The organism is Pseudomonas sp. BP11-1-1 (genome assembly GCF_052112105.1).
GTDB lineage: Bacteria > Pseudomonadota > Gammaproteobacteria > Pseudomonadales > Pseudomonadaceae > Aquipseudomonas > Aquipseudomonas alvandae.
Genome location: NZ_JAUTYU010000004.1, coordinates 371,013 through 395,743 on the forward strand (window position 1 = coordinate 371,013; position 24,731 = coordinate 395,743).

24 protein-coding genes are annotated in these 24,731 nt (G+C 59.9%); 14 read left to right on the forward strand and 10 right to left on the reverse strand.

Annotated features, from left to right (window positions below):
- Positions 1–17: 17 nt before the first annotated feature.
- Positions 18–941: a chemotaxis protein CheV gene (locus tag Q7C33_RS11295; RefSeq protein ID WP_030141915.1), complete on the reverse strand. Its 924-nt coding sequence runs from the start codon at positions 939–941 to the stop codon at positions 18–20.
- Between the two features lie 481 nt (positions 942–1,422).
- Between Q7C33_RS11295 and Q7C33_RS11300 the strand changes: the two genes are divergently transcribed.
- From Q7C33_RS11300 to Q7C33_RS11310, 3 genes are all read left to right on the forward strand, one after another.
- Entirely contained in the window at positions 1,423–1,893 is a 471-nt protein-coding gene (locus tag Q7C33_RS11300; protein ID WP_217860008.1) for a hypothetical protein, read from the forward strand.
- Between the two features lie 234 nt (positions 1,894–2,127).
- Entirely contained in the window at positions 2,128–3,021 is an 894-nt protein-coding gene (locus Q7C33_RS11305; protein ID WP_407683465.1) for a sensor histidine kinase, read from the forward strand.
- A complete protein-coding gene (locus Q7C33_RS11310; RefSeq protein ID WP_030141912.1) occupies positions 3,018–3,677 on the forward strand; it encodes a response regulator in 660 nt (219 codons plus the stop codon). The genes Q7C33_RS11305 and Q7C33_RS11310 overlap by 4 nt, the downstream gene beginning before the upstream one ends.
- Here the strand turns inward: Q7C33_RS11310 and yegS are convergent.
- Positions 3,661–4,578, reverse strand: a complete 918-nt coding sequence (gene yegS, locus Q7C33_RS11315) for a lipid kinase YegS (RefSeq protein ID WP_407683403.1) — start codon at positions 4,576–4,578, stop codon at positions 3,661–3,663. The genes Q7C33_RS11310 and yegS overlap by 17 nt on opposite strands.
- Positions 4,579–4,880: 302 nt before the next feature.
- Here yegS and Q7C33_RS11320 point away from each other — a divergent pair, with 302 nt between their 5' ends.
- Positions 4,881–5,189 carry a hypothetical protein gene (locus Q7C33_RS11320; protein WP_030141910.1) on the forward strand — a complete coding sequence of 103 codons (309 nt, stop codon included), beginning with the start codon at positions 4,881–4,883 and terminating at the stop codon, positions 5,187–5,189.
- A gap of 61 nt (positions 5,190–5,250) precedes the next feature.
- On the opposite strand, the gene Q7C33_RS11325 is transcribed toward Q7C33_RS11320, so the two are convergent.
- On the reverse strand, positions 5,251–6,441 hold the full coding sequence (locus Q7C33_RS11325) for a molybdopterin molybdotransferase MoeA (RefSeq protein ID WP_407683466.1): 1,191 nt from the start codon (positions 6,439–6,441) through the stop codon (positions 5,251–5,253).
- Positions 6,442–6,463: 22 nt separating this feature from the next.
- Entirely contained in the window at positions 6,464–7,003 is a 540-nt protein-coding gene (gene moaB, locus Q7C33_RS11330) for a molybdenum cofactor biosynthesis protein B (RefSeq protein WP_198797268.1), read from the reverse strand.
- Between the two features lie 78 nt (positions 7,004–7,081).
- On the opposite strand from moaB, the gene mobA reads away from it, so the two are divergent.
- Positions 7,082–7,684 (forward strand): molybdenum cofactor guanylyltransferase MobA, encoded by a 603-nt coding sequence (mobA, locus tag Q7C33_RS11335; protein WP_030141907.1) that lies wholly within the window; start codon positions 7,082–7,084, stop codon positions 7,682–7,684.
- A 75-nt stretch (positions 7,685–7,759) separates the two neighbouring features.
- Positions 7,760–7,981, forward strand: a complete 222-nt coding sequence (locus Q7C33_RS11340; protein ID WP_030141906.1) for a YgdI/YgdR family lipoprotein — start codon at positions 7,760–7,762, stop codon at positions 7,979–7,981.
- Between the two features lie 76 nt (positions 7,982–8,057).
- Here the strand turns inward: Q7C33_RS11340 and Q7C33_RS11345 are convergent, their stop codons facing one another.
- The 3 genes from Q7C33_RS11345 to Q7C33_RS11355 form a co-directional block, all read right to left on the reverse strand.
- Positions 8,058–8,948 carry a pseudouridine synthase gene (locus Q7C33_RS11345; RefSeq protein WP_217860009.1) on the reverse strand — a complete coding sequence of 297 codons (891 nt, stop codon included), beginning with the start codon at positions 8,946–8,948 and terminating at the stop codon, positions 8,058–8,060.
- Between the two features lie 73 nt (positions 8,949–9,021).
- Positions 9,022–9,342 (reverse strand): transcriptional regulator, encoded by a 321-nt coding sequence (locus Q7C33_RS11350; RefSeq protein ID WP_030141904.1) that lies wholly within the window; start codon positions 9,340–9,342, stop codon positions 9,022–9,024.
- 90 nt (positions 9,343–9,432) lie between these two features.
- Positions 9,433–9,672: a glutaredoxin family protein gene (locus Q7C33_RS11355; RefSeq protein ID WP_030141903.1), complete on the reverse strand. Its 240-nt coding sequence runs from the start codon at positions 9,670–9,672 to the stop codon at positions 9,433–9,435.
- Between the two features lie 189 nt (positions 9,673–9,861).
- Here Q7C33_RS11355 and Q7C33_RS11360 point away from each other — a divergent pair, with 189 nt between their 5' ends.
- Positions 9,862–11,574: a cation:proton antiporter gene (locus Q7C33_RS11360; protein WP_198797270.1), complete on the forward strand. Its 1,713-nt coding sequence runs from the start codon at positions 9,862–9,864 to the stop codon at positions 11,572–11,574.
- 6 nt (positions 11,575–11,580) lie between these two features.
- Here Q7C33_RS11360 and Q7C33_RS11365 read toward each other — a convergent pair whose 3' ends face one another.
- A complete protein-coding gene (locus tag Q7C33_RS11365; protein ID WP_407683404.1) occupies positions 11,581–12,789 on the reverse strand; it encodes an ammonium transporter in 1,209 nt (402 codons plus the stop codon).
- 339 nt (positions 12,790–13,128) lie between these two features.
- On the opposite strand from Q7C33_RS11365, the gene Q7C33_RS11370 reads away from it, so the two are divergent.
- The 7 genes from Q7C33_RS11370 to Q7C33_RS11400 all read left to right on the forward strand — a co-directional run bounded on the left by Q7C33_RS11370 (position 13,129) and on the right by Q7C33_RS11400 (position 23,280).
- Complete coding sequence (locus Q7C33_RS11370; RefSeq protein ID WP_030141900.1) at positions 13,129–13,443, forward strand: DUF883 family protein; 315 nt, start codon at positions 13,129–13,131, stop codon at positions 13,441–13,443.
- Positions 13,444–13,445: 2 nt separating this feature from the next.
- Positions 13,446–13,835, forward strand: a complete 390-nt coding sequence (locus Q7C33_RS11375) for a phage holin family protein (RefSeq protein ID WP_030141899.1) — start codon at positions 13,446–13,448, stop codon at positions 13,833–13,835.
- Positions 13,832–14,167: a hypothetical protein gene (locus Q7C33_RS11380; RefSeq protein WP_030141898.1), complete on the forward strand. Its 336-nt coding sequence runs from the start codon at positions 13,832–13,834 to the stop codon at positions 14,165–14,167. The genes Q7C33_RS11375 and Q7C33_RS11380 overlap by 4 nt, the downstream gene beginning before the upstream one ends.
- A 148-nt stretch (positions 14,168–14,315) precedes the next feature.
- Positions 14,316–15,644 (forward strand): deoxyguanosinetriphosphate triphosphohydrolase, encoded by a 1,329-nt coding sequence (locus Q7C33_RS11385; RefSeq protein WP_030141897.1) that lies wholly within the window; start codon positions 14,316–14,318, stop codon positions 15,642–15,644.
- Between the two features lie 363 nt (positions 15,645–16,007).
- Positions 16,008–16,634 (forward strand): response regulator transcription factor, encoded by a 627-nt coding sequence (locus Q7C33_RS11390; protein WP_030141896.1) that lies wholly within the window; start codon positions 16,008–16,010, stop codon positions 16,632–16,634.
- An 11-nt stretch (positions 16,635–16,645) separates the two neighbouring features.
- Entirely contained in the window at positions 16,646–20,260 is a 3,615-nt protein-coding gene (locus tag Q7C33_RS11395) for a transporter substrate-binding domain-containing protein (RefSeq protein ID WP_407683405.1), read from the forward strand.
- Between the two features lie 74 nt (positions 20,261–20,334).
- Positions 20,335–23,280, forward strand: a complete 2,946-nt coding sequence (locus Q7C33_RS11400) for an HD domain-containing phosphohydrolase (RefSeq protein WP_407683406.1) — start codon at positions 20,335–20,337, stop codon at positions 23,278–23,280.
- Here Q7C33_RS11400 and Q7C33_RS11405 read toward each other — a convergent pair whose 3' ends face one another.
- Both Q7C33_RS11405 and Q7C33_RS11410 read right to left on the reverse strand, forming a co-directional pair.
- Complete coding sequence (locus tag Q7C33_RS11405) at positions 23,281–23,763, reverse strand: GAF domain-containing protein (RefSeq protein ID WP_030141893.1); 483 nt, start codon at positions 23,761–23,763, stop codon at positions 23,281–23,283.
- Complete coding sequence (locus Q7C33_RS11410) at positions 23,760–24,650, reverse strand: ATP-binding protein (protein ID WP_198797274.1); 891 nt, start codon at positions 24,648–24,650, stop codon at positions 23,760–23,762. The genes Q7C33_RS11405 and Q7C33_RS11410 overlap by 4 nt, the downstream gene beginning before the upstream one ends.
- Between the last annotated feature and the right edge of the window lie 81 nt (positions 24,651–24,731).

Below are 24,731 nucleotides of genomic sequence, written 5' to 3' on the forward strand. Positions count from 1 at the left end.
GCAAACCGGGATCGGTATCAGTCGAGCATCAGCCGCTGGCGCACCACGTCTACCAGCTTGTCCGGCTGGAATTTGGAAAGGAAATTGTCACAGCCGACCTTCTTGACCATCGACTCGTTGAAGCTGCCGGAGAGCGAGGTATGCAGCACCACATAGAGTCCACGCAAGCGCGGATCGTTGCGAATCTCGGTGGTCAGGCGATAGCCGTCCATTTCCGGCATTTCGGCATCGGTGAAGATCATCAGCAACTTGTCGGTCATCACCTCGCCGAAGTCCGCCCAGGCCTTGAGCATGTTCAGCGCCTTCAGGCCGTCGCTGGCGATGTGCATCTTCACGCCCAACTGGCCCAGGGTGTCACGCAATTGCGAGAGCGCGACGTTGGAGTCGTCCACCAGCAGGACCTCACGGCCACGGGCGCGCTCCAACACCGGGTCTTCGAGCTTGTCGCGGGAAACCTTGGCGTTGTAAGGGACGATTTCGGCCAGGACTTTTTCCACGTCGATGATTTCCACCAACTGGTCGTCCACCTTGCTGATGGCGGTCAGGTAATGCTCGCGGCCGGCGCTGGTCGGGGGTGGCAGGATGGCTTCCCAGTTCATGTTGACGATGCGGTCCACGCCACCCACCAGGAACGCCTGTACGGAGCGGTTGTACTCGGTGACGATGATGGTACTGTTCGGCCCCGGCACCAACGGACGCATGCCGATGGCCTGGGACAGGTCGATGACCGGCAGCGTCTGGCCACGCAGGTTGACCACGCCGCAGACGAATGGATGGCGCTGGGGCATCAAGGTCAGCTTCGGCAGTTGCAACACTTCCTGGACCTTGAATACGTTGATGGCGAACAATTGCCGCCCGGCCAGCCGAAACATGAGAATTTCCAGGCGATTCTCACCCACCAGTTGGGTTCGTTGATCTACTGTGTCGAGAATGCCGGCCATCGATGACTCCTGGGCTTGTTCGGATGAATCCTGTAATGGCGCTATCGGCGTCCTGCGCCAAATCTTGACCCTGAAATGAAATATCAAGGCGAGAGATTGATATCACATTAACATCATGTTTTACTGGCCTCCTGCTTTTTTCATCCCCCTGCTCCCCGCCGCGCGACTTCGGTTTGCGGACAAAGTTCCCCTGCCTAAGGGTTTCCCCTAGGCACAATCAGGTCCAACCTGATATTCCCGCTATTCAATAGCCATTAATGTGACGCCATTCTCATTGCTGAACGGAGTCAGGCTTTTGTGCGCGACCACAGGACATCGACCTTCCCGCCATTCGGCCGATCCCGCGCGTGCAATCGTTTGCGCGCCGGACTCTGCCAAGCGGCGGGGATGCGCGAGGCGCCGTCGTTCGTTCACGGCCATGGGATCCAGCGTTCGCCACACGCGATTTACTTTCGCCTGACATGATGTTGTGGAGATAAGCATGCCGAACGATCGCAAGAACTGGAGCCAGCGCCTTCCAGAGTTCCTGACCGAAGCCGAGACGCTCTTGGCCAAGTCGGAGGAATGCCTGAGCCACCTGCAACTGATCAACAACGACAAGGACGCCATTGATTGCATGCTCAGCACGTTGCTGAAATTGGCAAACAAGGCCGATGCCCTTGCGTTGGAGGCCGTTTCGGATTTTTCATTGCACATCCATGGCCTGCTCACCCATGCGCAAAATCGCATGGAGTTGCACGACCAGGCGTTGGGCGCATTGAAAGACTGCTTCACACTGATGGCCTGGCAACTCGAACTGGTTGACCACACCACCGGAAAATTGAGCCTGGACAGCAGCGAACAAACCTCCCTGATCGAAGCGTTTGCGTTCCAGGTGGGCCAGAATCCTTGCCAGGCACTGCAAACTCCACGCCCGCTGGCGCTGGTACCCTACGCTCAGAAACAAGCATGAAACCGCCCGTCATGGCAGCCAGCCAAGTGCCCGGCTCACCGAGCTTTGCTACCACCAAGCCGAGCGCGACCAACGATATTTGAAGTGGTACTATGTCTTCCGTCAGTCACTTCGAACCGCCGCGCCAAAAGCCGCCAACCGAAGCCGTCCTGGACCTGAACCTTTTACCCGACCCGGCCCGTCAGATTCGCTGACTGGCCTGCCCGCAGCGAACATCCATTGGCTCCATCCGTTATGTACGCCAGCTTCAAGTCATTTACCTCCTGGCCACCCTCCCGAGAAAACGCCCGTCGGCTCACACTTTTGCTGTGCATCTGCTCGACCGTCGGCAGTCTGTTGGCCTACTGGTCGGCCATGACGGTGCCGCTGAGCTTGCTGGCACTAAACATGGCGGTCCTGGCCTGCGTCTGGATCCAGTATCGACTGTCGCGCAAGTCGATCAAGTTCCAGCCGCAGGAACTGGCCGATCGACTTCTGGAAGTCCAGGAAAACGAACGCCATCGACTCAGTCGCGAATTGCACGATGACATTGGCCAGTTGCTGACCGCGGCCAAGCTGCAGAGCGAATGGCTCAAGCGCCGCATGCCGCAAGAGCTGCAAGACCAATGCTCTGTCCTCAGCGAAACGCTCGACGAGACCCTGAACAAGGTGCGCGATGTGTCGGCGATTCTCAATCCGAGGCAATTGACCAGCCTGGGCCTGGAAGCCAGCCTGCGTGCGCATTTGCTCAAGACGCTGGCCAATACGTCCGTGAACTGGAGCCTCGATTGCCAGCAGCGCATGACCGGCATACCGGAAGAGATGACCGTCGCCGCCTTTCGCATCACCCAGGAAGCGATCACCAACATTCTGCGCCACGCCCAGGCAAAGAATCTCCTCGTGCGCCTGCAACGGCTGCCCGAAGGTTTGACATTAGTGATCAGCGACGACGGCCAGGGATTTGTCCCAGCCGACCACCCTGCCCGCGAAGGACAACGCGGCATGGCCGGCATGTCGGAGCGGGTCGAGCAACTGGGCGGCACGCTCAAAATAGTCAGCGAGGCCGGCAAAGGCACGCATATCGAAGCTCGTTTTCCCTGGGCGCCCCGCGCCCTGGAGCGGGCCAGCAAGAATAAGGTTCTCCATTGACTTGTAATTTGCTTTTGGTAGATGACCATTCGCTTATCCGTGCGGGTGTGCGCGCCCTGGTCCTGGACCTGCCTGGCTACGCCGTTGTCGGCGAAGCCAATGACGGCTCGCAGTTGCTGGAGCTGGTGGAACGGCTCAACCCCGACATCGTGCTGCTGGATATTTCCATGAAAGACACCAGCGGCCTGCAAGCCTTGCAGCAACTCAAGCGAGTACGTCCCCACAGCAAGGTCCTGATCCTGTCCATGCACACCGACCCCGCACTCATCATGCAGGCGCTGGAATCAGGAGCGCACGGCTACCTGCTCAAGGACACGACCCCCACCGAACTGGGCCACGCGCTGGAAGCCCTGCGCAACGACGAACGCTACCTGAGCCCGGCCATTGCCCACACCGTGATCAACCAGGCCCTGACCCGCGTTCAAAAATATCAGCCCGATCCTGCCCAGACCCACAACCTGACGGCACGCCAGCTGGAAATCCTGCGACTGATCGTTCGCGGCAAGTCCACCCGGGAAATCGCCAACGGCCTGAGCCTGAGCATCAAGACGGTGGAAACCCATCGGGCTCAGATCATGAAGCGCCTGCAGATCCACGACGTGGCCGGGTTGGTCTTGTTTGCCGTGCGCGAGCAGATCATCAGCCTGGACGATTGAGCTTCGTCGAGCCGCCCAGCAGAGGCGAATCGGCGGGCAGATGTACACGTAGCGCTTGCGGGCGAACCGTAAAACGCAGGTCGTCTACTTGCAACGGTTCGCCGTCCAGATTGATGTCGAGGCCTTGGGCCACCTTGATTTCCACCCACGGCAAGCGTGCTCGCACGAACATGTTGTCGATGCCCAGCCCACCGGCCAGCAAATCCTTGAGCGTACTCACCACTTCCTGAGGCGCCGGCAAAATACTGATATCGAGCAAGCCATCGTCCGCCAGCGCCTCCGGACACAGCAAATGCCCTCCTCCGGCCTGCCTACCATTGCCAATGCCCAGCGCCAACAGATCGCCCCGCCAATGAAAACCGGGCCCCTGCAGCTCGCCATAGGCTGCGCTCAATTCGCTGAAGCGCGATAGGCCGGTGAACAGATAGGCAGCGCCGCCAAGGATTTTTTTCAGGTCCTCGGAGGTGTTCGCCGTCACCTGGCTACCGAAACCACCCGTAGCCATGTTCAGAAATATCTGCCCGCCAACTTCACCAAGATCGACCGCCCGCGGCGTGATATCCAGCAAGTCCAAGGCGCGATCCGGTTCCAGCGACACACCGGCGGCCCGGGCAAAATCATTCGCGGTACCCAAAGGCAGCAATACCAGGCTGGCGTCGCCGGATTGCTGGGCAATGGCTTCGGCAATATCGCGCAAGGTCCCGTCCCCGCCGCCAGCGATCAATCGGCTATAACCCGCGTCCAGGGCCTCATCCACACACCGCCGGGCATCGCCCGCTTCCCACGTCAACCGCACTGCCAAGTCCCAGCCTTGTTTGCGCTTGAGCATCACTGCCGCGCGAACCTCTTCGTTGAGCGCTTGCTTGCCGTGCAGGATCAATAGCGCCTTGCCTTTGCTCATCGTTGTCTCCGTCATTGGAAGGTTCAGGAAATGGGACCGCTCATTCGCTGGAAATAGCCCCGGACATGGGCAATATCCGCAAAAAACCTGATCAATTTCTCGATTCCAAGAATTTTCTTACAAGACTTGGCGAATCAGCTCAATTGACCCTCTAACCGTATTGAGACACCTTGACAGGGTGTTGTGCTGAACCTCTAAACAACCATCAGACAAGGATGTGTAACCCATGGATGGATATCTCACGGCCCCCTGGGGCCCGCTCACGCGCTCAAGAAATCATGGCGACAGGGGGGAAATGCCCCATGCATAGCCATGAATACAAGCTGTCACCCCGCCACCTCGCATCCTTCGGGAACGAACCGGCCGATCTCAAAAGCGAATGCAAACGTTGCAGTAATCCCGTTGGAGGAATTGATTTGGAACCGCGCGTCGTTGAATTGGAAACCCACCTCAAATACATCCGAAGGGACATGGATGAAATCCGTATCGACGTGAAGGCCGTACGACACCGCCTTGCCTATCTGGCGGGTGCGGCGGCAGTCGTGGTCGGGCTGCTGGGGTGGGTCGCGAACAATCGTTTCGACCAGTTGGTGATGCTGCTGTCGCGATAAAGGCAACAGCGCGTAGAGACCCGATACAGAATCAGGCCGCAGCACGTTGGCGATTGCCGGGCTAGTCCAGGACTTCGCTCAAGGGGATGAAACTGACGATATCGCCTTCAGCCAGCGTCCTTCCTTCAAGGACCTCCACCAGCCCTTCGGCCCAGGCGGCACTACGCAGGACACCGGAGCTCTGGTTGCGATAAATGATGGCTCGACCATTTTCGATGCGTCCTCTCAAGAACTCGCGCCGATTGCCTGCCTTCGTCCAGACGAAACCGGCGGGCACCTGGAACTTGAGAGGCGACACCGCCTGAACACCTTGGCGACGCAACAGATAAGGCCGCGCCAACAGGGCGAAGGTCACCAGGGTCGAGGCAGGGTTTCCAGGCAGGCCAATCACCGGCACGCCGCGAAAATGCCCGAACGTCAGCGGTTTTCCCGGCTTGATGGCGAGCTTCCAGAGCGTCAACTCCCCTTCTTCACGCAACGCAATGCCCAGGAAATCCGCCTCCCCCACCGATACACCGCCCGTGGAAAGAATCAGGTCCACGTCCGATAGTTGAGCCAGGCAGGTGCGAGTCGTGGCCAGGTCATCAGGCAGGATACCCGCATCGACCACATCACAACCCAGGCGTTGCAACCAACCACAGAGCAATACGCGATTACTGTTATAAATCTGCCCCGGCCCCAGGGGCTGGCCGGGCTCTACCAGCTCATCACCTGTGGACAGCACAGCAACTCGCACCCTGCGTATCACGCCCAGCGATGCACGCCCCAAGGATGCCGCAAGCCCCAACTCAATCGGCCCCAGGCGAGTGCCGGCGCCGAGAACCTGCTCTCCAACGGTTGTTTCCTGTCCTTGGGGACGGATGTTCTGACCGCAGGCCATGGGCTGGGTAAACCGCACCCGCTGGTCGTCTTCGACGATGACGTTTTCCTGCATCTCGACGCAATCGGCGCCCATCGGGATCGGCGCCCCCGTAAAGATCCGCGCACAGGTGCCAGCGGCAAGGGGGTCCGGAGATTGCCCGGCAAAAATCCGCTGGCTGATCACCAGCGGTGTTTCACCATCCCAGTCAGCCAGGCGCAAGGCGTAACCGTCCATGGCGCTGTTGGGCCATGGCGGGAGGTCGAGCGTCGAGACCAGATCCTCCGCCAGCACCCTTCCCTGGGCCTCGGCCAATGACACTCGCTCGTGCTGGACGATGGGCGTGGCGGCCGCCATCTCGAGCAAGCGCTCCAAGGCGACCTCGACGGCCATCAAGGCCCCCGTCTTGCCCGGCTTACCCACGGGATTCACAAGGGGCCGCCTGTTTCAAATGGGCCACGAAATTGCACGGCCTGTGCCGCGCGTCGAGCTGCTCGGCCAGGATTCCGTCCCATCCCGTGCGCACCGCATTGGTCGACCCGGGCAGGCAACATACCAGCGTCCCGTTGGCCAGGCCGGCCAGTGCCCGCGACTGGACAGTGGAGGTACCGATGTCCGCGACGGAAATCTGCCGGAACAGCTCGCCGAAACCATCGACCTGCTTGTCCAACAGACACGCAACGGCTTCCGGCGTGCTGTCACGCCCGGTAAAGCCGGTACCGCCAGTGATCAACACAACTTGCACGACATCGTCGGCGATCCAGGCGGCAACTTGCGCCCTGATCTTGTACAAATCATCTTTGAGCAACACCCGTGCCGCGAGGTTGTGCCCTGCCTCCCTGAGGCGATCGACAAAGACCTGGCCCGAGGTGTCGGTTTCCAGGGTACGGGTATCACTGACAGTCAGCACCGCGACATTGAGCGGCACGAAAGGTACATCAGCCTTGGCTTTCATAGGCTCGTCCAGTTGTAGGGGAAACAGCCTGGTGTTATATCACAGCGTCCCATTTTTTCGCCCGTGCGGAGACACCCGATGACCTCGAATAATGCCCTGCCACCTTGCTCCGTGCTGCTCCTCGCTGGCGGACGCGGTCAACGCATGGGTGGGCAGGACAAGGGCTTGCTGGAGTGGCGAGGTGAACCGTTGATTGCCCACCTTCATCGGCAAACCCGCACCCTGAGCGACGACCTGATCATTTCCTGCAACCGCAACCTGGAGCGCTACGCATCGTATGCCGACCAGTTGGTTCATGACGATGAAGGTGACTTTCCGGGCCCGCTGGCTGGAATCAGGGCTGGTCTCAAGGCAGCGAAGCATCCTTATCTGCTGGTGTTGCCGTGCGACGTACCGCAAATCGACTCGAGTCTGCTGGACAGCATGCGCGAAACGGCCAGCAAACATCCTGACAAACCACTGATGGTGCGTCACGGCGAACATTGGGAGCCGCTGCTTTGCATCATTCCCCGCGCCTTGTCAGCCACTTTCGAACAAGCCTGGAGCGATGGAGAACGCAGCCCCGGTCGCATCATGCGCACGCTGCAAGCAGTCGCCTTGCAATGCCCGTCCAACGATCCCCGACTGGCCAATCTCAACACGCCGGAACTCCTCGCCCAGCACAAAGGCGTGTCAGATTGACACTAGCCAGGAACTTGCGCGCGATGTATACGTCTGAAGGTCAGTAACTTGAAGAATCCATTTCGGAGAAACACCATGAACCAACGGACCCTCGCTACTTTCATGCTCGCGCTGGGCCTCGCCACTCTCGCCGGGTGTGCATCGCCAACAGTGATCACCTTGAATGACGGTCGCGAAATCCAGGCCGTCGACACGCCTAAATACGATGAAGAGAGCGGCTTCTACGAATTCGAGCAACTGGACGGCAAGCAGACTCGCGTGAACAAGGACCAGGTTCGTACCGTTAAAGATCTGTAATCTTCAACGTCACAGCCAGATACAGAAAAGCCCGCATTGATTGCGGGCTTTTTGTTGCCTGTCGAAAACGCAATGGCTACCACTGCAGCGTAATGTTGCTTTCAAAAAACCGATCCTGATTCGTGACCGGATCGACGAAACGCAATTCTTGGGCCAGCAACTTGAGCGGATTGGAGTAGTCATCCTGGGCATCCCGAATCACATCGGGGTAGAACGGATCGTTACAGATAGGTGCGCCCAAGGCATTCATATGCACGCGCAACTGATGTTTTTTACCGGTGACCGGATACAGTCCATAGCGCCACAGGTCACCGTTTTTTTCCAGCACGTCGATGGCCGTCTCGGTATTGGGTGCGCCCGCCCCCTCCTGCATTCGGAAAAACGGCTCGCCATCGACCAACCGGCTCTCATGCACGCGGGGAAAACTCAATCCAGGCAACGCGGGCGCAATCGCCTGGTAGCTTTTTTCGATTCGGCGTGTCGGAAACAACGATTGATAGATCGAACGGGTCTGCGGGTTGGCTGAAAACAGCACAAGCCCGGCCGTGTGCCGATCAATACGGTGCAGGGGCACCAGATGCGGGTTATCCAGCCGACGGATCAATCGCCGCAACAAGGTCTGCTCGACATATTCGCCCGCCGGAGTGACAGGGAGATAATGCGGCTTGTCTGCCACCACCAGGTGCTCGTCGGCATAGAGGATCGACTCGAGCACTGGGATCGGTTTTTCATCGGGCACTTCACGAAAATAGTGGATGCGAAGGCCTTCACGGTATGGCAGATCGGCACGGATCGCCTTCCCCTCCCCGTCCAGCACCCGGCCCCGTGCAATCCGGTCCAGCCATTGCTCACGGCTGATCGCGCTGAAATGCTCGCAGAGGCATTCCAGCACAGTCTGCCAGGCACCGGGCGGCAGGTACAAAGTGCTGGCCTGCTGATGAGCTGCGGAAAACGATGAACCGGGCATTGAAGACTCTTTACCTTTTTGCTGGGGCCGGCATTATCCGACAGTCATCTACGCCAGCCCAGCGATACTTGGCTCAGGCGGAGACCGTTGTCCGCCTTGCAGCGGCTTCGGTGAATTCCTTCAACCAGCGCAGCACTTCGACCGCCTCCCAGCGCCCCGGATCGTACAAGGCATACAAGAGGCCCTGATATCCCACCACATCCAGTTGCTTGTGGTAGCCGGCGCGCTGGAACAGCGCTTCTATCTCGGCGAAACAGGTATTGAAGTGCAGCTTGTTGAAAGGTGTCTTGCCCTCCGTGACCAGACCGTCCAGACGCAACTCCAGTACCGCTTCGCGTACAACGTCCACGGACATCCGGTTCACGCTGTTTTTCAATTGCTCGACATTGACCAAGGGTTGCACTCCAGTAGCTGTATGGACATACAGTAACCGAAGAACACCCTTTCGCCAATGGCGGCATGCAGGTCCAGCCGATGGAAGGCGTCAACGCAGGAATGAAGCAACCCGGTCGGGATCGTCGAACGGCCAATCCAGTTCCGCACCCGTGTCGATCCTGCGCAACACGGGAATGCGCAGCCCGTAGGCTTCGGACAAGACATCGCTCTCGGCAATATCAACCAGTTCCACCAACAATCCATGTTCGACGAAAGGCATCAACACCCCCTCGGCGACTTCACACAGATGGCAACCCAGGGTGCCGAACAGCTGGCATTCCGGTGTCATGGCAGGTACCCCAAAAAGACAGATCGCCATTCTAGGCCCGCCCCACGCAACCGTCGAGCCGGGTACCATGTCGCAGTTTGTTTCGGTAAAACGCTGACGCAAATCACTGAGCCCAAATGCTTTTCCAGTGATGCTCGATGTTTTATCTGTTCTACGCTGGGTCTCGTAAACCTTGAAACGGAGTTTCTCTTGTTCGCCAACCTGCTGATCATTCTCGCCTCGTCCCTGGTGGTCATTGCCCTGTTCAGGCGCCTGCGCCTGCCACCGGTGCTGGGCTATCTGTGCGTCGGCCTGGCTGTCGGGCCCACCGCGCTGGACTGGGTGAATGACAGCGAAGAGCTGCCAGACCTGGCCGAGCTTGGGGTGGTTTTCCTGTTGTTTTCGTTGGGGCTGGAGTTCTCGCTGTCGAAGATGCTCGAACTGCGTCGGGTCGTATTTGGCCTTGGAAGCCTGCAAGTCCTCTGCTCAGCCGCGCTGCTGGGCGTGCTGCTGGCAGGCAGCGGCGCTCCGCTGGCGGCGGCACTGCTACTCGGCGCAGGACTGGCACTGTCTTCTACGGCCATTGTCAGCAAGGAGCTGTCCAGCCTGGGAGAGATCTTCAGCAGCCACGGCCAGAACGCGATCGGGGTGCTGCTGTTCCAGGACGTCGTCGCGGTATTGCTTTTGACCCTGGTGCCTGTGTTTGCAGGTAACAGTGACGACGCCTGGTATTGGGCGTTGCCCTTGACCCTGGGCAAGACGCTGGTGCTGTTCGGCGGCCTGTTGCTGGCCAGCCGGCTGCTGCTGCCGCGCCTGTTCCATGAAGTGGCGGCATCCCGCTCCGCCGAGCTCTTCGTTTTGCTGGCCCTGGTGATCGTGCTGCTCACGGCGTGGCTTACCCACCTGCTCGGCCTGTCACCGGCCCTGGGAGCGTTCCTGGCTGGGATGCTTTTGGGTGAAAGCCATTACCGGCACCAGATCGAGGCGGACATACGCCCGTTCCGCGACATCCTGCTCGGGTTGTTCTTCGTCAGCATCGGCATGCTGATCGACCTGCAATTGTTCATGGACGATGGCCTGCTGATCCTCGGATTGACCCTCGGCCTGATGACCATCAAGGGCTGCGTGGTGGCCGCACTGGTAAAATGGCGCGGCAGCGATGGCGAAACGGCCTGGCGCAGCGGCCTGGCCCTGGCCCAGGGTGGCGAGTTCTGTTTCGCCCTGATGGCCCTGATGCAACAGAACCACTTCATGCCCGCCGATATCGGTGGCCTGCTACTGGCCGCGACATTCTGCTCGATGCTGGTGACTCCATTATTCCTCCGCGCCGCGCCAGGCATAGCTGCCCGGCTGCACCGCAAACCCAACGAAGAAGCGCAACTGGAGCAGATCAGCGAACGCAATGCAGGCCTGTCAGGCCACGTGGTGATTTGCGGGTATGGTCGCGTCGGCCAGTCCATTGGGCGTTTCCTACGCCGCGAGGGGCTGGAATTCGTCGCCCTGGACGACGACCCGGTCATCATCCGGGAAGCCACTGCGGGCGAACATTGCGTGCATTATGGCGATTCACGCCGAGCGGACCTGCTTACCGCGGTCGGGCTCGGTCGCGCGCGATTGGTGGTGATCGCGGTGGACAAGACAGACATCGCGATGACGGTACTCAAGGAGGTCCGGCGGGTGAATTCGCACGTACCTGTCCTGGTGCGCACCCGCGACGACAGTCAACTGGCCGAATTGCAGGCCGCCGGAGCCACCGAAGTGGTCCCGGAACTGCTGGAGTCCAGCCTGATGCTGGCGTCCCACGCGCTGATCATGCTCGGGTTGCCTGAACAGCGAGTCCGGCATCATGTCGATCAAGTCCGCCACGAGCGTTATGGGCTCCTGCACGGATTTTATCCGGGCAACCAGGACAAGGAGCCGTGATACCGATCAGTCCAGGTTCACCGCGCCGATCTTGTGGATCGACAGGTCGGCGCCGTAATACTCTTCTTCCTGGGTCAGACGCAGCCCCAACAAAGCCTTGATCGCCCCGTACACCGCGAACCCGCCGACCAGGGCAATACCCACGCCTAGTGCCGTACCGATCAGTTGGCTGGCCAGGCTCACCCCGCCCAGGCCGCCCAAGGCCTGCTGGCCAAAGATCCCGCAGGCGATACCGCCCCAGACACCGCATAGCCCATGCAACGGCCAGACACCCAGTACGTCGTCGATTCTCCATTTGCCCTGGGCCGCTGTGAAACACCACACAAACAGAGCGCCGGCAATCGCGCCGGTCGCCAGCGCTCCAATCGGATGCATCAGGTCGGAGCCCGCGCAAACCGCCACCAAGCCAGCCAACGGTCCGTTGTGCAGGAAGCCCGGGTCGTTGCGCCCGACAATCAACGCCGCCACGGTCCCGCCCACCATCGCCATCAAGGAATTGACCGCCACCAACCCGCTCACACCGGGCAAGGTCTGGGCGCTCATCACGTTGAAGCCGAACCAGCCGACGATCAGGATCCACGAACCCAACGCCAGGAACGGAATGCTCGACGGGGCGAATGCCACCAGTCGCCCGTCCCGGTAACGCCCGTTACGCGGTCCGAGCAGAAGTACAGCGGCCAACGCCAGCCAGCCACCCATGGCATGGACCACCACAGAACCGGCAAAATCGTGGAAACCGGCACCGAAATGGCTCTGCAGCCAAGCTTGCAAGCCGAAGTTGCCGTTCCAGGCCACGCCTTCGAAAAAGGGATAGACAAACGCCACGATCAGCACCGTGGCGCACAGTTGCGGCGCGAAGCGGGCTCGCTCGGCTATTCCACCGGAGATAATGGCCGGGATCGCAGCGGCAAATGTCAGCAAGAAGAAAAACTTCACCAGGCCATAGCCGTGGTCCGCAGCAAGGGCCGCCGCCGGTTGCACAAACGTCACGCCATAGGAAACCCAATAACCGATGAAAAAATAGGCCAGGGTCGAGACAGCAAAATCACTGAGGATCTTTGATAGCGCGTTGACCTGGTTTTTTTGCCGGACCGTCCCGACTTCCAGGAACGCAAACCCGGCATGCATGGCCAAGACCATGACAGCACCAAGCAGGATGAACAGCGTGTTGGAACTATGGACCAGACTGTCCACGGCGCTTTGCATATTTTCCATGGTGATTGGCAGACCTGAAAAAGTTGAAAAAGCACCGAAGCGGTTCATTTCGCGCCATCAGCGCACCAAATTAAAACAATCCGCCAGCCTGTCGAAGGCGGTCGAACCGCTTTGGTGCATGACAATGAGCGAACCGATGCCCTGCTTCGTCGTGCTTTGCGTTTTTTGATTTTCTGGATCAAGGTTTTAGGGCGCTCGCCCAGCTTCAGCGCACTGGCGCGGGCTCACGCACCAGTACATGGCAAAAAGCCGAGCAAAAGTTGTACCAGTCAGTTTCACTGAACCTTCCTGCATGGCTCATACTCGAACGCTTCAGACGTCACCTACGGAGATCCACCCATGGCCAGAACCCAGGCAAAGACTGCTCAAGAAACGCTGATGGAAGACTTTCAGACGCTGGTCAGCGATACCGAGCGACTGCTGGATCACACCGCGACGCTGGCGGGCGACCAGGCTGACGAACTGCGCAGCCAGATCCACGAAACCCTGCTGCGCGCCCGCGAGACGCTCAAGCTGACCGAAGAATCCGTGCGCGAGCGCGGCCAGGCCGCCGTGATCGCCACCGAAGAATATGTACAGGCCAATCCCTGGCAATCGGTTGGTATTGCCGCAGGCGTTGGCTTTTTGATCGGATTGCTGGCGACACGGCGCTAATGATGGGTATCGACGAATCCGGCTCGCCCGAAACGGGCACAAGACCTACCGCACGACGCCTGGGCGCGGCGTTCCTCGGCTTGCTGCACAGCCACGTCGAATTGTTCGGCATCGAATTGCAGGAACAGAAGGCCCGTACCGTCAGCCTGTTGTTATTTGCCGGCCTGGCGCTGGTCTTTGCCTTGTTGTTGTTGGTTGGACTGTCCGCGCTCGTGCTGATTCTGGTGTGGGACACCTACCGCCTGGCGGGGATCATTGGCCTTTGCCTGTTCTACCTGCTGGCGGCATTGTTCTGCGGGCTTCGGCTCAAGGCTGCGATCTACGACGAGTCCTCGCCTTTCCATGCCACCCTCGAAGAACTGGCCAATGACCGGGAGCGCCTGTTGCCATGAGCCTGCCCGATATTCCTCAAGCCCGTACCCGACAGGAGATGCGCAAGGCGCTGGTGCGTTTGCGCATGGAGATGCACCGCCAGGAAATTCGCCAGGAAACGCGGCAACTGCTGCACCCCCTGCAACGGGTGCGGGGGTTTACGCAAAGTTGGCATGAGGGCTTCGGGCTCAAGCATGCCTCGCTTTGGGGCGTGGCCGCGGTCACCTTGCTGGGTTTCCTCGGCGGCAAGCGAACCCGGCGCGGGCGCTCCGGGGGCTTGTCGCGCCTGATCCGGCTGGCAACGACATTGCTTCCGCTGATCAAGCTCGCCAAGAGTACGCGTAAACCCTGATACTGCTCGACGGGCCCTTCTCATCGAACGGCCCGCTTCGACTGTCAATGCAACACCCTGGCACAACTGATCGCATCCCTCAGGCCTTGCAGGACACCGCGCGAACCGGGAAGCTAGGGCATCGACTCAACAAACGGAGCAACCGGCCTTGGATTGGCACACCCTGCTGACTCGCGAACGCCTGGGAAAAACGCTGCACAGTCCGGAAGAACTGGGCCGCAGTCCATTTCACAAAGACCATGACCGCATTATCTTCTCCGGTGCATTCCGTCGCCTTGGGCGCAAGACCCAGGTGCACCCGGTGTCCAGCAACGATCATATCCATACGCGCCTGACCCATTCGCTCGAGGTCAGCTGCGTCGGACGTTCGCTCGGCATGCGCGTCGGAGAGACCATCCGCAGCGCCCTGCCAGACTGGTGTGAACCCAGCGACCTGGGCATGGTCGTGCAATCGGCCTGCCTGGCCCACGATATCGGCAACCCGCCGTTCGGTCATTCCGGCGAGGACGCCATCCGCTATTGGTTCCAACAGGCCGCAGGGCGTGGCTGGCTTGATGCGATGAGCGAGGCCGAGCGTAACGACTTCCTCAATTTCGAAGGCAACGCCCAGGGATTCCGGGTTCTCACCCAGCTTGAATATCATCAGTTCGACGGTGGCACCCGGCTCACCTATGCAACCTTGGGCACTTACCTGAAATACCCTTGGACAGCCCGTCACGCCGACTCACTGGGCTACAAGAAGCACAAGTTCGGCTGCTATCAGAGCGAATTGCCGCTTCTGGAGCAAATCGCCCACAAACTTGGCCTGCCGCAGATCGAGGATCAGCGCTGGGCAAGGCATCCGCTGGTCTACCTGATGGAGGCCGCCGATGACATCTGTTACGCGCTGATCGACCTGGAAGACGGCGTGGAAATGGACCTGCTGGAATATTCGCAGGTGGAATCGCTGCTGCTGGACCTGGTCGGAGACGATCTGCCGGAAACCTATCGCCAGCTTGGACCATTGGATTCCAGGCGACGAAAGCTGGCTATCCTGCGCGGCAAGGCCATCGAACACCTGACCAACGCCGCCGCCCGTGCGTTCGTCGAACAACAGGATGCGCTGCTTGCCGGCACACTGCAGGGCGACCTCGTGGAACACATGCACGGGCCGGCCAAGCGCTGCGTGTTGAATGCCAAGGACATGGCCCGCAAGAAAATATTCCAGGACAAGCGCAAGACGCTCAACGAGATCGGTGCCTACACCACGCTGGAAATCCTGCTCAACGGTTTTTGCGGCGCCGCCCTGGAACAACACGGTGGTCGAACGCCCTCATTCAAGAATCGCCGAATCCTCGATTTGCTGGGCAACAACGCCCCCGATCCTGACGGGCCGCTGCATGGCGCTTTCCTGCGGATGATTGATTTCATCGCAGGCATGACCGACAGCTATGCCAGCGAAATGGCCCAGGAAATGACGGGGCGCACCCGCCAGTGAACTGACCCGGCAACGACCGGAATCCTGCGGGAGCGAGCGGCTGCGCTCCCGCAATCGGTGGTTTGACTGCTTCTTCAATAAACATTTTCCAATGGCTTGGAAAACGCTGGCGAGTGGCTGGAAATAGCTGAAAACTGCAGCCCTGCTTAGTTTCACAACTTGAAAATACATACACATGCTAGAAGATAAACATCCCCTTCCCACGCTACCCGCCTACTAATTGGCTAAGTACATCGTGGTATCTCGCGTCTTTTTTTGTAGGAAAGTTCTGAAATTGATCACGCGTGCCCCGTCTCCTCGTACGAGCTGGCCTTAACTGGGCTAAGGTGCGCGCTTTATTTAAGCTTGCAGGGGACTTTATTCATGAACTCCGTTTTCATTGTCGACGATCATCCGGTCATCCGCCTCGCCGTTCGAATGCTGCTGGAGCATGAAGGTTATAAAGTCGTAGGGGAAACTGACAACGGCGTCGATGCGATGCAAATGGTGCGCGAGTGCATGCCCGACTTGGTCATCCTGGATATCAGCATTCCCAAACTTGACGGACTGGAAATTCTTTCACGCTTCAATGCCATGACCACGCCGCTCAAGACATTGGTGCTGACGGCTCAATCCCCTACGCTCTTTGGCATTCGCTGCATGCAATCCGGCGCCTCCGGCTACGTTTGCAAACAGGAAGATCTCAGCGAACTCGTCAGCGCAATAAAAGCCGTACTGTCCGGCTATAACTATTTTCCCAGCCAGGCGCTGACGCCCGTCGCTCATGACGATCCCCGCAGTATCGAGCTGGATCTTTTCAAGAGTGTCAATGACCGCGAGTTGATGGTTCTGCAACTTTTTGCCCAAGGCCGCACCAACAAGGAAATAGCCAAGGGCATGTTCCTGAGCAATAAAACAGTCAGCACCTATAAAAAACGGCTCATGCAAAAACTTAAAGTTAAGTCGTTGGTAGACCTGATTGAAATGGCAAAGCGAAACTCGCTGGTGTGAGAAACAATCGGATGTTCAATCGCATAAGCAACTATCTTCTGCTGTTAGGCGCAGGGTTATATGCGCAGATGCTCATGGCGACGCCGAATATGCCCCAGCGCTACGCGCTATTGAGTCGCGCGACGACGGATCCTATCGAAATCCGTCTCGACGAGACCCAACGAACCTGGCTGCAAGGTCGCCAGGAATTGGTCCTCGGAACTTCCGCGCCGGATTACCCGCCCTTCGACCTTTCCACCAGCGGGCGCGACTATGAAGGCATGACCGCCGATTATGCGGGCCTCATCGCCAAAGCGACCGGCCTGCCAATGAAAGTCCTGCGCTTCGCCTCCCGCGAGGCGGCCATTACCGCGCTCAAGCAGGGGCAAATCGACCTGCTCGGCAGTGCCAACGGTTTCGAAGCCCGAACCACCGGCATCGTCCTGTCGACTCCCTATGCCGTGGATCAACCGGTCCTGGTCACCCGGACGAGTGAAAACCGGCCCCTGACCGACGATCTCGAAGGGCTGCGGTTGAGCATGGTCTATCACTACCTGCCCCTGCACGAAATCGAAAAGCTGTACCCCAAAGCGTCTGTCATCGCCTACCCCTCCTACCAGAACGCCATCAACGCAGTCGCCTTCGGGCAGGCCGATGTATTTCTCGGCGACACCATTTCCACCCATTACATGATCAACAAGGGGTACTTGGGCAACATCCGCATGGCCAGCTTCGCCAAACATGAGTCGTCCGGATTCGCCTTCGCGCTGCGACACGACGACACCCGATTGCTGGACATCATCAACGCCACGCTCAACCAGACCCCCATCGCTGAACAAGCGGCAATTTCCAAGCGCTGGAGTGCCGGCAGCGATCTGTACCTCACGGATCACAAGATACAACTGACCGACCGCGAACAGCGCTGGCTGGCCCAGCACCCCACAGTGCGAGTGGCCGTGAACGAAACGTTCGCCCCGTTTACCTTTTTCGATCCGGACGGCGATTTTCGCGGCATCAGCGCCGACTTGCTGGAACGGGTCAGGCTGCGTACCGGCCTGCGCCTGGACATCCAGCGCCACGGGACAGACGACGGCATGATCGCCGCAGTCCTGAACGGCCAGGCGGACGTCATTGCCGCGCTCTCGCCCAGCCGCGAACGGCAACGACTGCTGAGATTCAGCCGTCCCTACATGGACAGTTCCTTCGTCCTGTTGACGCGCAAGCAGTCCGATACCCCGGCGACACTGGACCAGTTCGCGGGCAAGCGCCTGGCGATCGCCAAAGGCAACCCCGTCATCGATTGGCTACGCAGCCAGTACCCGGGCCTGCAAATAATCGAAACCATCGACTCGCTGCACGCCGTCCAGTTAGTCGCCCAAGGGCAAGCCGATGGCAGCGTGAACTCCCTGGTCATGGCCAATTACTTCATGTCCTCCCATACCTTGCGGGACACCTTGCAAATCAGCAGCACCGTGGGCACCCAGCAGGCAATGTTTTCCCTGGCCGTTGGAAAAAATGCCACGGAGCTCAATTCCATCCTCGACAAAGCCTTGACCAGCATCGACCCGGACGAGTTGGGCGTCATCAACAACCGTTGGCGTGGCTACGTCCCGGCGTCGGAAGTGGCCTGGCGCACCTATAACCGCGTGTTCCTGCAGGTCGCCGCAGGCGCTGGCCTGTTACTCCTGCTCTCCCTGGCCTGGAATGCCTACATGCAGCGCCAGATCAGGCAACGTCAACAGGCAGAGCTGGCGCTCAATGACCAGCTGGAATTCATGCACGCCCTGCTCAACGGCACGCCCCACCCGATCTATGTGCGGGACCGCAACGGTTTCCTGCAAAGCTGCAACGACAGCTACCTTGAAACATTCAATGCAAGACGCGAGGACGTCATCGGCAAGAACGTCATGCCCGGCGCCATGAGCAACGCCTTCGAGGCGCAGGAATACCAGGCGGACTATCAACGGGTGATGACCGAAGGCATTCCCCTGATCGTTGATCGGCCGCTGCACATCGGTGACAGGAAGCTCACGGTCTACCACTGGATCCTCCCCTACCGAAATTCGACCGCTCAAGTACAAGGCATCATCGGCGGCTGGATCGATATCAGCGAACGGCGAGAGCTGTTCGACGAACTGTGTGCCGCCAAGGAACAGGCCGAGAATGCCAACCGGGCCAAAAGTACCTTCCTGGCGACCATGAGCCATGAAATCCGCACACCGATGAACGCCGTGATCGGCATACTCGAGCTCGCCCTCAAGCACGCCGACAAAGGCCAGGTGGACCGCTCGGCAATAGAGGTCGCGTACGAGTCGGCCTCCGGCATGCTGGAGCTGATCGGCGATATCCTCGACATCGCCCGTATCGAATCAGGCCATCTGAGCCTGGCGCCCGAACGTGTCGACCTGAGAGCCCTCTTGCAGTCGGTCATTCGCGTGTTCGCGGGATTGGCCCGGCAGAAGAACCTGGCGTTGTCATTGCACTTCGAGCCTGCCGAAGGCAATCCGAACGTGCACATCGATCCATTGCGATTCAAGCAGGTCATCTCGAACCTGATCAGCAACGCCCTGAAATTCACCGAGCAAGGAGAGGTCAAGGTGAGCGTGAAGCTGTCGCCAACCGTCCGCGAAGAAAAGCTGCACATGCAACTGGAGGTCAGCGACAGCGGCATCGGTATCAGCCCGGCGGACCTGGGGCGGCTGTTCGAGCCGTTCGCCCAGGCCGATAACAGCAGCCGGATGGCGCGCAAGGGCGCGGGCCTGGGCTTGGTGATCAGCCGCCACCTCTGTCGGATGATGGGGGGCAATCTGCAAATGGACAGCCAGCCAGGCGTTGGCACCCAGGTCCGGGTCTCCTTGCAATTGACCGCCTTGCCCGGTGCTCCGGCGCGCCCCGACGCCGAACCCATCGTCGAAACCGCCGCCTGTGCATTGAGCGTCCTGGTCGTGGACGATCATCCGGCGAATCGCCTGCTGATGTCCCAGCAATTGGAATACCTCGGCCATCACCACCACCTCAGCCACGACGGCGAGCAAGGGCTCAAGGCCTGGCTGGACGGGGATTTCGACCTGGTGATCGCTGATTGCAACATGCCTATCATGAGCGGCTACGAACTCGCCACGGCGATCCGTCTGCGCGAGACGGAACATCAGCTACCGCCCTGCACCATCCTGGGATTCACGGCCAACGCACAACCCGAGGAAAGACAGCGTTGCAAGGATGCCGGCATGAACGATTGCCTGTTCAAGCCGATCAGTCTGAGCGCGCTGAATCAATGGATGAACCAGATCAAACCCGCCAAGCGTCCCCACGCATTCAACGCGCAATGCCTGCACGCCCTGACCGGAGGCAACCCCGTGTCGACGCGACGCCTGCTGGCGGAACTGCTCAGCAGCAACCGTTCGGACCGGCAGGAGTTGCTTGACGCCGCTGAAAACGGAGACAGGCGAGCATTGGCCGAGACAGCCCATAAAATCAAAGGCGTCGCCCGCATCGTACAGGCGACTTCGTTGGTTCAACTCTGCGAGGCATTGGAGCTGGCCTGTCATCAAGCGCCAGAACGAATCGAAGGGCATGCCCAGACCCTCGAACAGGCAATGACAGAACTGGAGCAGGCCCTGCAAACGGAGATCATCAAGGCAGAATAACCCAGTGTTTACTATGCTGTTCGCTCAGCAGTGCGTAGCGGGGGCGATCCCCCCGAACACTTGGAGTGACGGAAATGCCCAGCGCACCGCGTCCGGAAAAACGCCGGTTTCCCCTGCACGTCCATATCAGCGTGATGTTCACGCTGCTCTTGCTCCTGACGGGCGTGGTGCTGGGTGTATTCAATTACCAGCAAACCACCCAGATCATCCTGTCCAGCAGCGAAAAACTGTTCAATCGCGTCGAACAGGATGTGCGCGTGGACCTGTACGACACCTACGAACCGATCCGTCATCTGTTGGGCCTGCTGGCTGATTACCCGGCCACCCGCGAGCCCCGGATGGCGGAACGATTGGCCCTGCTCGCGCCTTTCAGCCGGGCACTGAGGGACAACCCGAACCTGGCGTCGTTGTACCTGGGCGATCGCAATGGCGACTTTCTGATGGTTCGGCCATTACGCACCGGGACCTTGAGAACCGCCCTCAAGGCCCCGGCCGACGCGACGTATCAGGTCTGGACCGTGGAACGTACGAGCGATGGCCAGGTTCACTCCCGATCGCTGTTCTATGACCAGGCCCTGACGCTCGTCGGCCAGCAAGACAATCCCGACGAAACCTTTGATCCACGCAGCCGGGGCTGGTTTCGCAGCGCAATGGAAACGGCGGAGCAGATTACAACCGAGCCCTATGTGTTCTTTTCCACCCGGAACATCGGCACGACCCTCGCCCGCCGCAGCGGCGAGCGTGCGGTCATCGGTGCCGACCTGACCCTGGCCGCCCTGTCCCAGACGCTGGCCAAGCACAAGGTCACCCCTGGCACCGAGATCGTCCTGCTCGACCCTCAAGGCAACGCGGTGGGCTATCCAGACAGCGGCCGACTGATCGTTGATACGGAATCATCAAGGCTGATCAAGGCCCGCGACCTGAACCCGGCGATTGCCGCCGCGCTCGATGAAAACAGCGACACGCCGCGCCTGGAGGCGGCGGGTCGCCAATGGATCGTTTCCCGCAGCCACATGCAGGAGGGCGGGCCACAAGGCCTGGAACTGGCGTTGCTGGTGCCGGAAGACGAGTTATTGGCCGATGCCTATCGCATGCGCTGGCAAGGCGCCCTGATTACCCTCGCCACCTTGCTGCTGTGCTTGCCCTTGGGCTGGCTGACCTCAAGGATCCTGGTCAAGCCGTTACGGTCCTTGGTGCAGGAGGCCGATGCGATTCGCAGCTTCGACTTCGATTACCCGGCGTCCCGTCGCTCCCCGGTGCTGGAAGTCGATCAGTTGGGCGTTTCCATGGCCCGCATGAAAGAGACCCTGGCGAGCTTTTTCGAGATCACCGCCAGCCTGCGTGCCGAAACCCGCTTCGCCCCGCTTTTGGAACGGGTGCTGTTCGAGACCGTGAAAATCGGCCAGGCCCAGGCCGGGCTGATCTATCTGCGCGAAAACGATGGCGAGCAAGTCAAGCCGTATGGACTGGTCATCGACGGAACCCCTCGGGACCTGCAAACGCTCGAACTGCAAAGCTATACGCTGAATGCTCCGAGCGGCCCCCATTGGTTTCAACGATTGACCGTCGCGGAAACACTGGTGTGCTCCCTTGGCTTCGAACAGGCCGGCGATCTGCGCGGTGTCCTGCTGGCTATGGACGCACCACGCGTCCACCTGATCGGCATTCACCTGCGCAACCGTCACCAAGAAACCGTCGGCGTGCTGGTGCTGTTGATCAGCGACAGCGGCACCGACGCCGACCTGGAAAAACTCCAGCCAGACCGCATCGCGTTCCTGCAGGCTGTCTCCGGCGCCGCGACGGTGAGCATCGAAAGCCAACGCTTGCAAGCCAGGCAGAAGCAACTGCTGGACTCGTTCATTCAACTGCTCGCCGGTGCGATCGATGCGAAAAGCCCTTACACCGGCGGCCATTGCCAGCGAGTACCCGCGCTGACGCTGATGCTCGCCCAAGCGGCAGCCGCCAGCCAGGCGCCCGCGTTCGAAGGGTATCGACCGACGGAAGACGAATGGGAGGCGCTGCACATAGCGGCCTGGCTGCACGACTGCGGCAAGGTCACTACACCTGAGTACGTGGTGGACAAAGCCACCAAGCTGGAAACCTTGAACGACCGCATCCACGAGGTCCGTACCCGCTTCGAAGTCCTCAAGCGCGACGCCTGGATCGATTACTGGCAGGCGGTGGCAAGCGGTGGCGAAGCGTCATCCCTGGCCCGGCAACGCGATGCGGCATTGGCGGCCCTGGATGATGACTTCGCCTTCGTCGCACGTTGCAACCTGGGCTCCGAAGCCATGGCCGACGATGACTTGCAACGCCTGCAACACATCGCCCAGCGCACCTGGACCCGCACCCTGGATGATCGCCTGGGCGTTTCCTGGGAGGAAAACCGCCGCCAGGCACGCGTCCCCAAACCGACGCTGCCCGTCACCGAATCATTGTTGGCGGACAAACCCGAACACCTGTTCGAGCGGCATGAGGCCGAGCTGATTCCGGCGGACAATCCGTGGGGCTTCCAGCTCGACGTGCCCACCTGGAAATACAACCGCGGCGAACTCTACAACCTCTGCGTCACGCGCGGCACCCTGACCCGCGAAGAGCGTTATGTGATCAATCACCACATGGTCCAGACCATCCTGATGCTCAGCCAGTTGCCCTTCCCCAGCCACTTGGAAAACGTCGCGGAGATAGCCGGCGGCCATCACGAGAAAATGGACGGCACCGGTTATCCCAAGCGACTCAAGCGCGAACAGATGAGCCTGCCGGCTCGAATGATGGCGATAGCCGATATCTTCGAAGCCCTGACAGCGGCCGACCGACCATATAAAAAAGCCAAGAAACTGAGCGAGGCCCTGGGCATCATGGCCACCATGTGCCGTGACGCCCATATCGATTGCGAGCTCTTCAAGCTGTTCATCGACGAGCGGATCTACTTGCGTTACGCCGAGGAATATCTTGATCCGCGCCAGATCGATGATATCGATCCGGGCAGCCTGTTGGCCAAGGCAGGATTGAACGCGTGATCAGCACTCGGTCAAACGCAGGAATATCGCCGCCAATTGCTCGATGCCGGCCTGGTCATGCTCGGTAAAACGCGCCAGTTTCGGACTGTCCAGGTCCAGCACGCCGATCAGGCGCCCGTCCTTGACCAGCGGCACGACCAATTCGCTGTTCGAGGCGCTGTCGCAGGCGATGTGCCCGGGGAAGGCGTGGACATCTTCGACGCGCTGGGTCTGGAGCGTCGCGGCGGCGGCACCACACACGCCGCGACCGAAGGGAATCCGTACACAGGCGATCTGCCCCTGGAACGGGCCCAGCACCAGTTCTTCGTTGCGATTAAGGTAAAAACCGGCCCAGTTCAAGTCGTCCAGCTGATTGAACAGGAACGCCGAGAACTGCGCCGCGTTGGCGATGAAATCGCGCTCATCCGCCAGCAACGATTGCAGCTGCGCCGACAGCAGTCCGTAGCCTTCGAGACCTGCGCCGGTGTTCGTCAAATCGATCATGCGTTGTGCTCCAGAAGCTTGAGGCCCACCCAATAACGGGCAAATTGATAGGCGCACCGTCCATTGCGGTTGCCGCGCCCGGTCGCCCAGCGGACCGCCTCTATGTCCAACGCTTCGTCACGTTGCCAGGCCAGCCCGGCCTTGGCGGCGAGTGTGCCGATCCAATGCTCTACCACGTCGAGGAAATGCTCTTGGGTAAAGGGATAGAACGACAACCACAAGCCGAAACGGTCGGACAAGGCGATCTTGTCTTCGACGGCCTCGCTGGGGTGAAGCTCGCCGTCGACCCGCTTCCAGTTCTCGTTGTCGCTTTCCTTTTCAGGCACCAGGTGACGCCGGTTGGACGTCGCATACAGCAGCACGTTATCCGGCGCCTGTTCGAGGGAACCGTCCAATACGCTCTTGAGGACGCGATAATCGCCTTCACCGGACTCGAACGACAGATCGTCGCAGAACACCACGAAGCGCTGGGGCAACTGGGCGACCTGTTCGACCACCCGGGGCAGATCGGCCAGGTGATCACGCTCGATCTCGATCAGCCGCAGGCCATGCCCGGCGTGTTCAGCCAGCAAGGCTCGTATCAGGGAGGACTTGCCCGTGCCACGCGATCCCCACAGCAGCGCATGGTTGGCTGGCATGCCGTCGATGAACTGCCGGGTATTGCGGCCCAACTGCTCAACCTGGCGATCCACGCCAATCAGGTCCGACAACCGCATATCGAGACTGACTTCAAGCGGCAGCAGGAAACCGCTGCGCCCGTCACGCTGCCAGCGCGCGGCCAGGGTCTGCGTCCAATCGATGGCGGGCCGTGGCGCCGGCAAGAACGGCTCTATGCGAGCCAGCACCGCATCGGCGCGGTCAAGAAAAGCAATTAATCGAGCGTCCACGTCTTCTCCTCGGACAGGTTCACGGTAATGATGACGCTACAGCGACGAAACGACGAAGCCGATGGCGGGTCTGTTTCACAC

Bases quoted from the DNA above. Each gene is read 5' to 3' on its own strand.
- Q7C33_RS11295 (WP_030141915.1), bottom strand. From the start codon at position 941: ATGGCCGGCATTCTCGACACAGTAGATCAACGAACCCAACTGGTGGGT.
- Q7C33_RS11300 (WP_217860008.1), top strand. From the start codon at position 1,423: ATGCCGAACGATCGCAAGAACTGGAGCCAGCGCCTTCCAGAGTTCCTG.
- Q7C33_RS11305 (WP_407683465.1), top strand. From the start codon at position 2,128: ATGTACGCCAGCTTCAAGTCATTTACCTCCTGGCCACCCTCCCGAGAA.
- yegS (WP_407683403.1), bottom strand. From the start codon at position 4,578: ATGAGCAAAGGCAAGGCGCTATTGATCCTGCACGGCAAGCAAGCGCTC.
- Q7C33_RS11320 (WP_030141910.1), top strand. From the start codon at position 4,881: ATGCATAGCCATGAATACAAGCTGTCACCCCGCCACCTCGCATCCTTC.
- Q7C33_RS11325 (WP_407683466.1), bottom strand. From the start codon at position 6,441: ATGGCCGTCGAGGTCGCCTTGGAGCGCTTGCTCGAGATGGCGGCCGCC.
- moaB (WP_198797268.1), bottom strand. From the start codon at position 7,003: ATGAAAGCCAAGGCTGATGTACCTTTCGTGCCGCTCAATGTCGCGGTG.
- mobA (WP_030141907.1), top strand. From the start codon at position 7,082: ATGACCTCGAATAATGCCCTGCCACCTTGCTCCGTGCTGCTCCTCGCT.
- Q7C33_RS11340 (WP_030141906.1), top strand. From the start codon at position 7,760: ATGAACCAACGGACCCTCGCTACTTTCATGCTCGCGCTGGGCCTCGCC.
- Q7C33_RS11345 (WP_217860009.1), bottom strand. From the start codon at position 8,948: ATGCCCGGTTCATCGTTTTCCGCAGCTCATCAGCAGGCCAGCACTTTG.
- Q7C33_RS11355 (WP_030141903.1), bottom strand. From the start codon at position 9,672: ATGACACCGGAATGCCAGCTGTTCGGCACCCTGGGTTGCCATCTGTGT.
- Q7C33_RS11365 (WP_407683404.1), bottom strand. From the start codon at position 12,789: ATGGAAAATATGCAAAGCGCCGTGGACAGTCTGGTCCATAGTTCCAAC.
- Q7C33_RS11370 (WP_030141900.1), top strand. From the start codon at position 13,129: ATGGCCAGAACCCAGGCAAAGACTGCTCAAGAAACGCTGATGGAAGAC.
- Q7C33_RS11375 (WP_030141899.1), top strand. From the start codon at position 13,446: ATGGGTATCGACGAATCCGGCTCGCCCGAAACGGGCACAAGACCTACC.
- Q7C33_RS11380 (WP_030141898.1), top strand. From the start codon at position 13,832: ATGAGCCTGCCCGATATTCCTCAAGCCCGTACCCGACAGGAGATGCGC.
- Q7C33_RS11390 (WP_030141896.1), top strand. From the start codon at position 16,008: ATGAACTCCGTTTTCATTGTCGACGATCATCCGGTCATCCGCCTCGCC.
- Q7C33_RS11395 (WP_407683405.1), top strand. From the start codon at position 16,646: ATGTTCAATCGCATAAGCAACTATCTTCTGCTGTTAGGCGCAGGGTTA.
- Q7C33_RS11400 (WP_407683406.1), top strand. From the start codon at position 20,335: ATGCCCAGCGCACCGCGTCCGGAAAAACGCCGGTTTCCCCTGCACGTC.
- Q7C33_RS11405 (WP_030141893.1), bottom strand. From the start codon at position 23,763: ATGATCGATTTGACGAACACCGGCGCAGGTCTCGAAGGCTACGGACTG.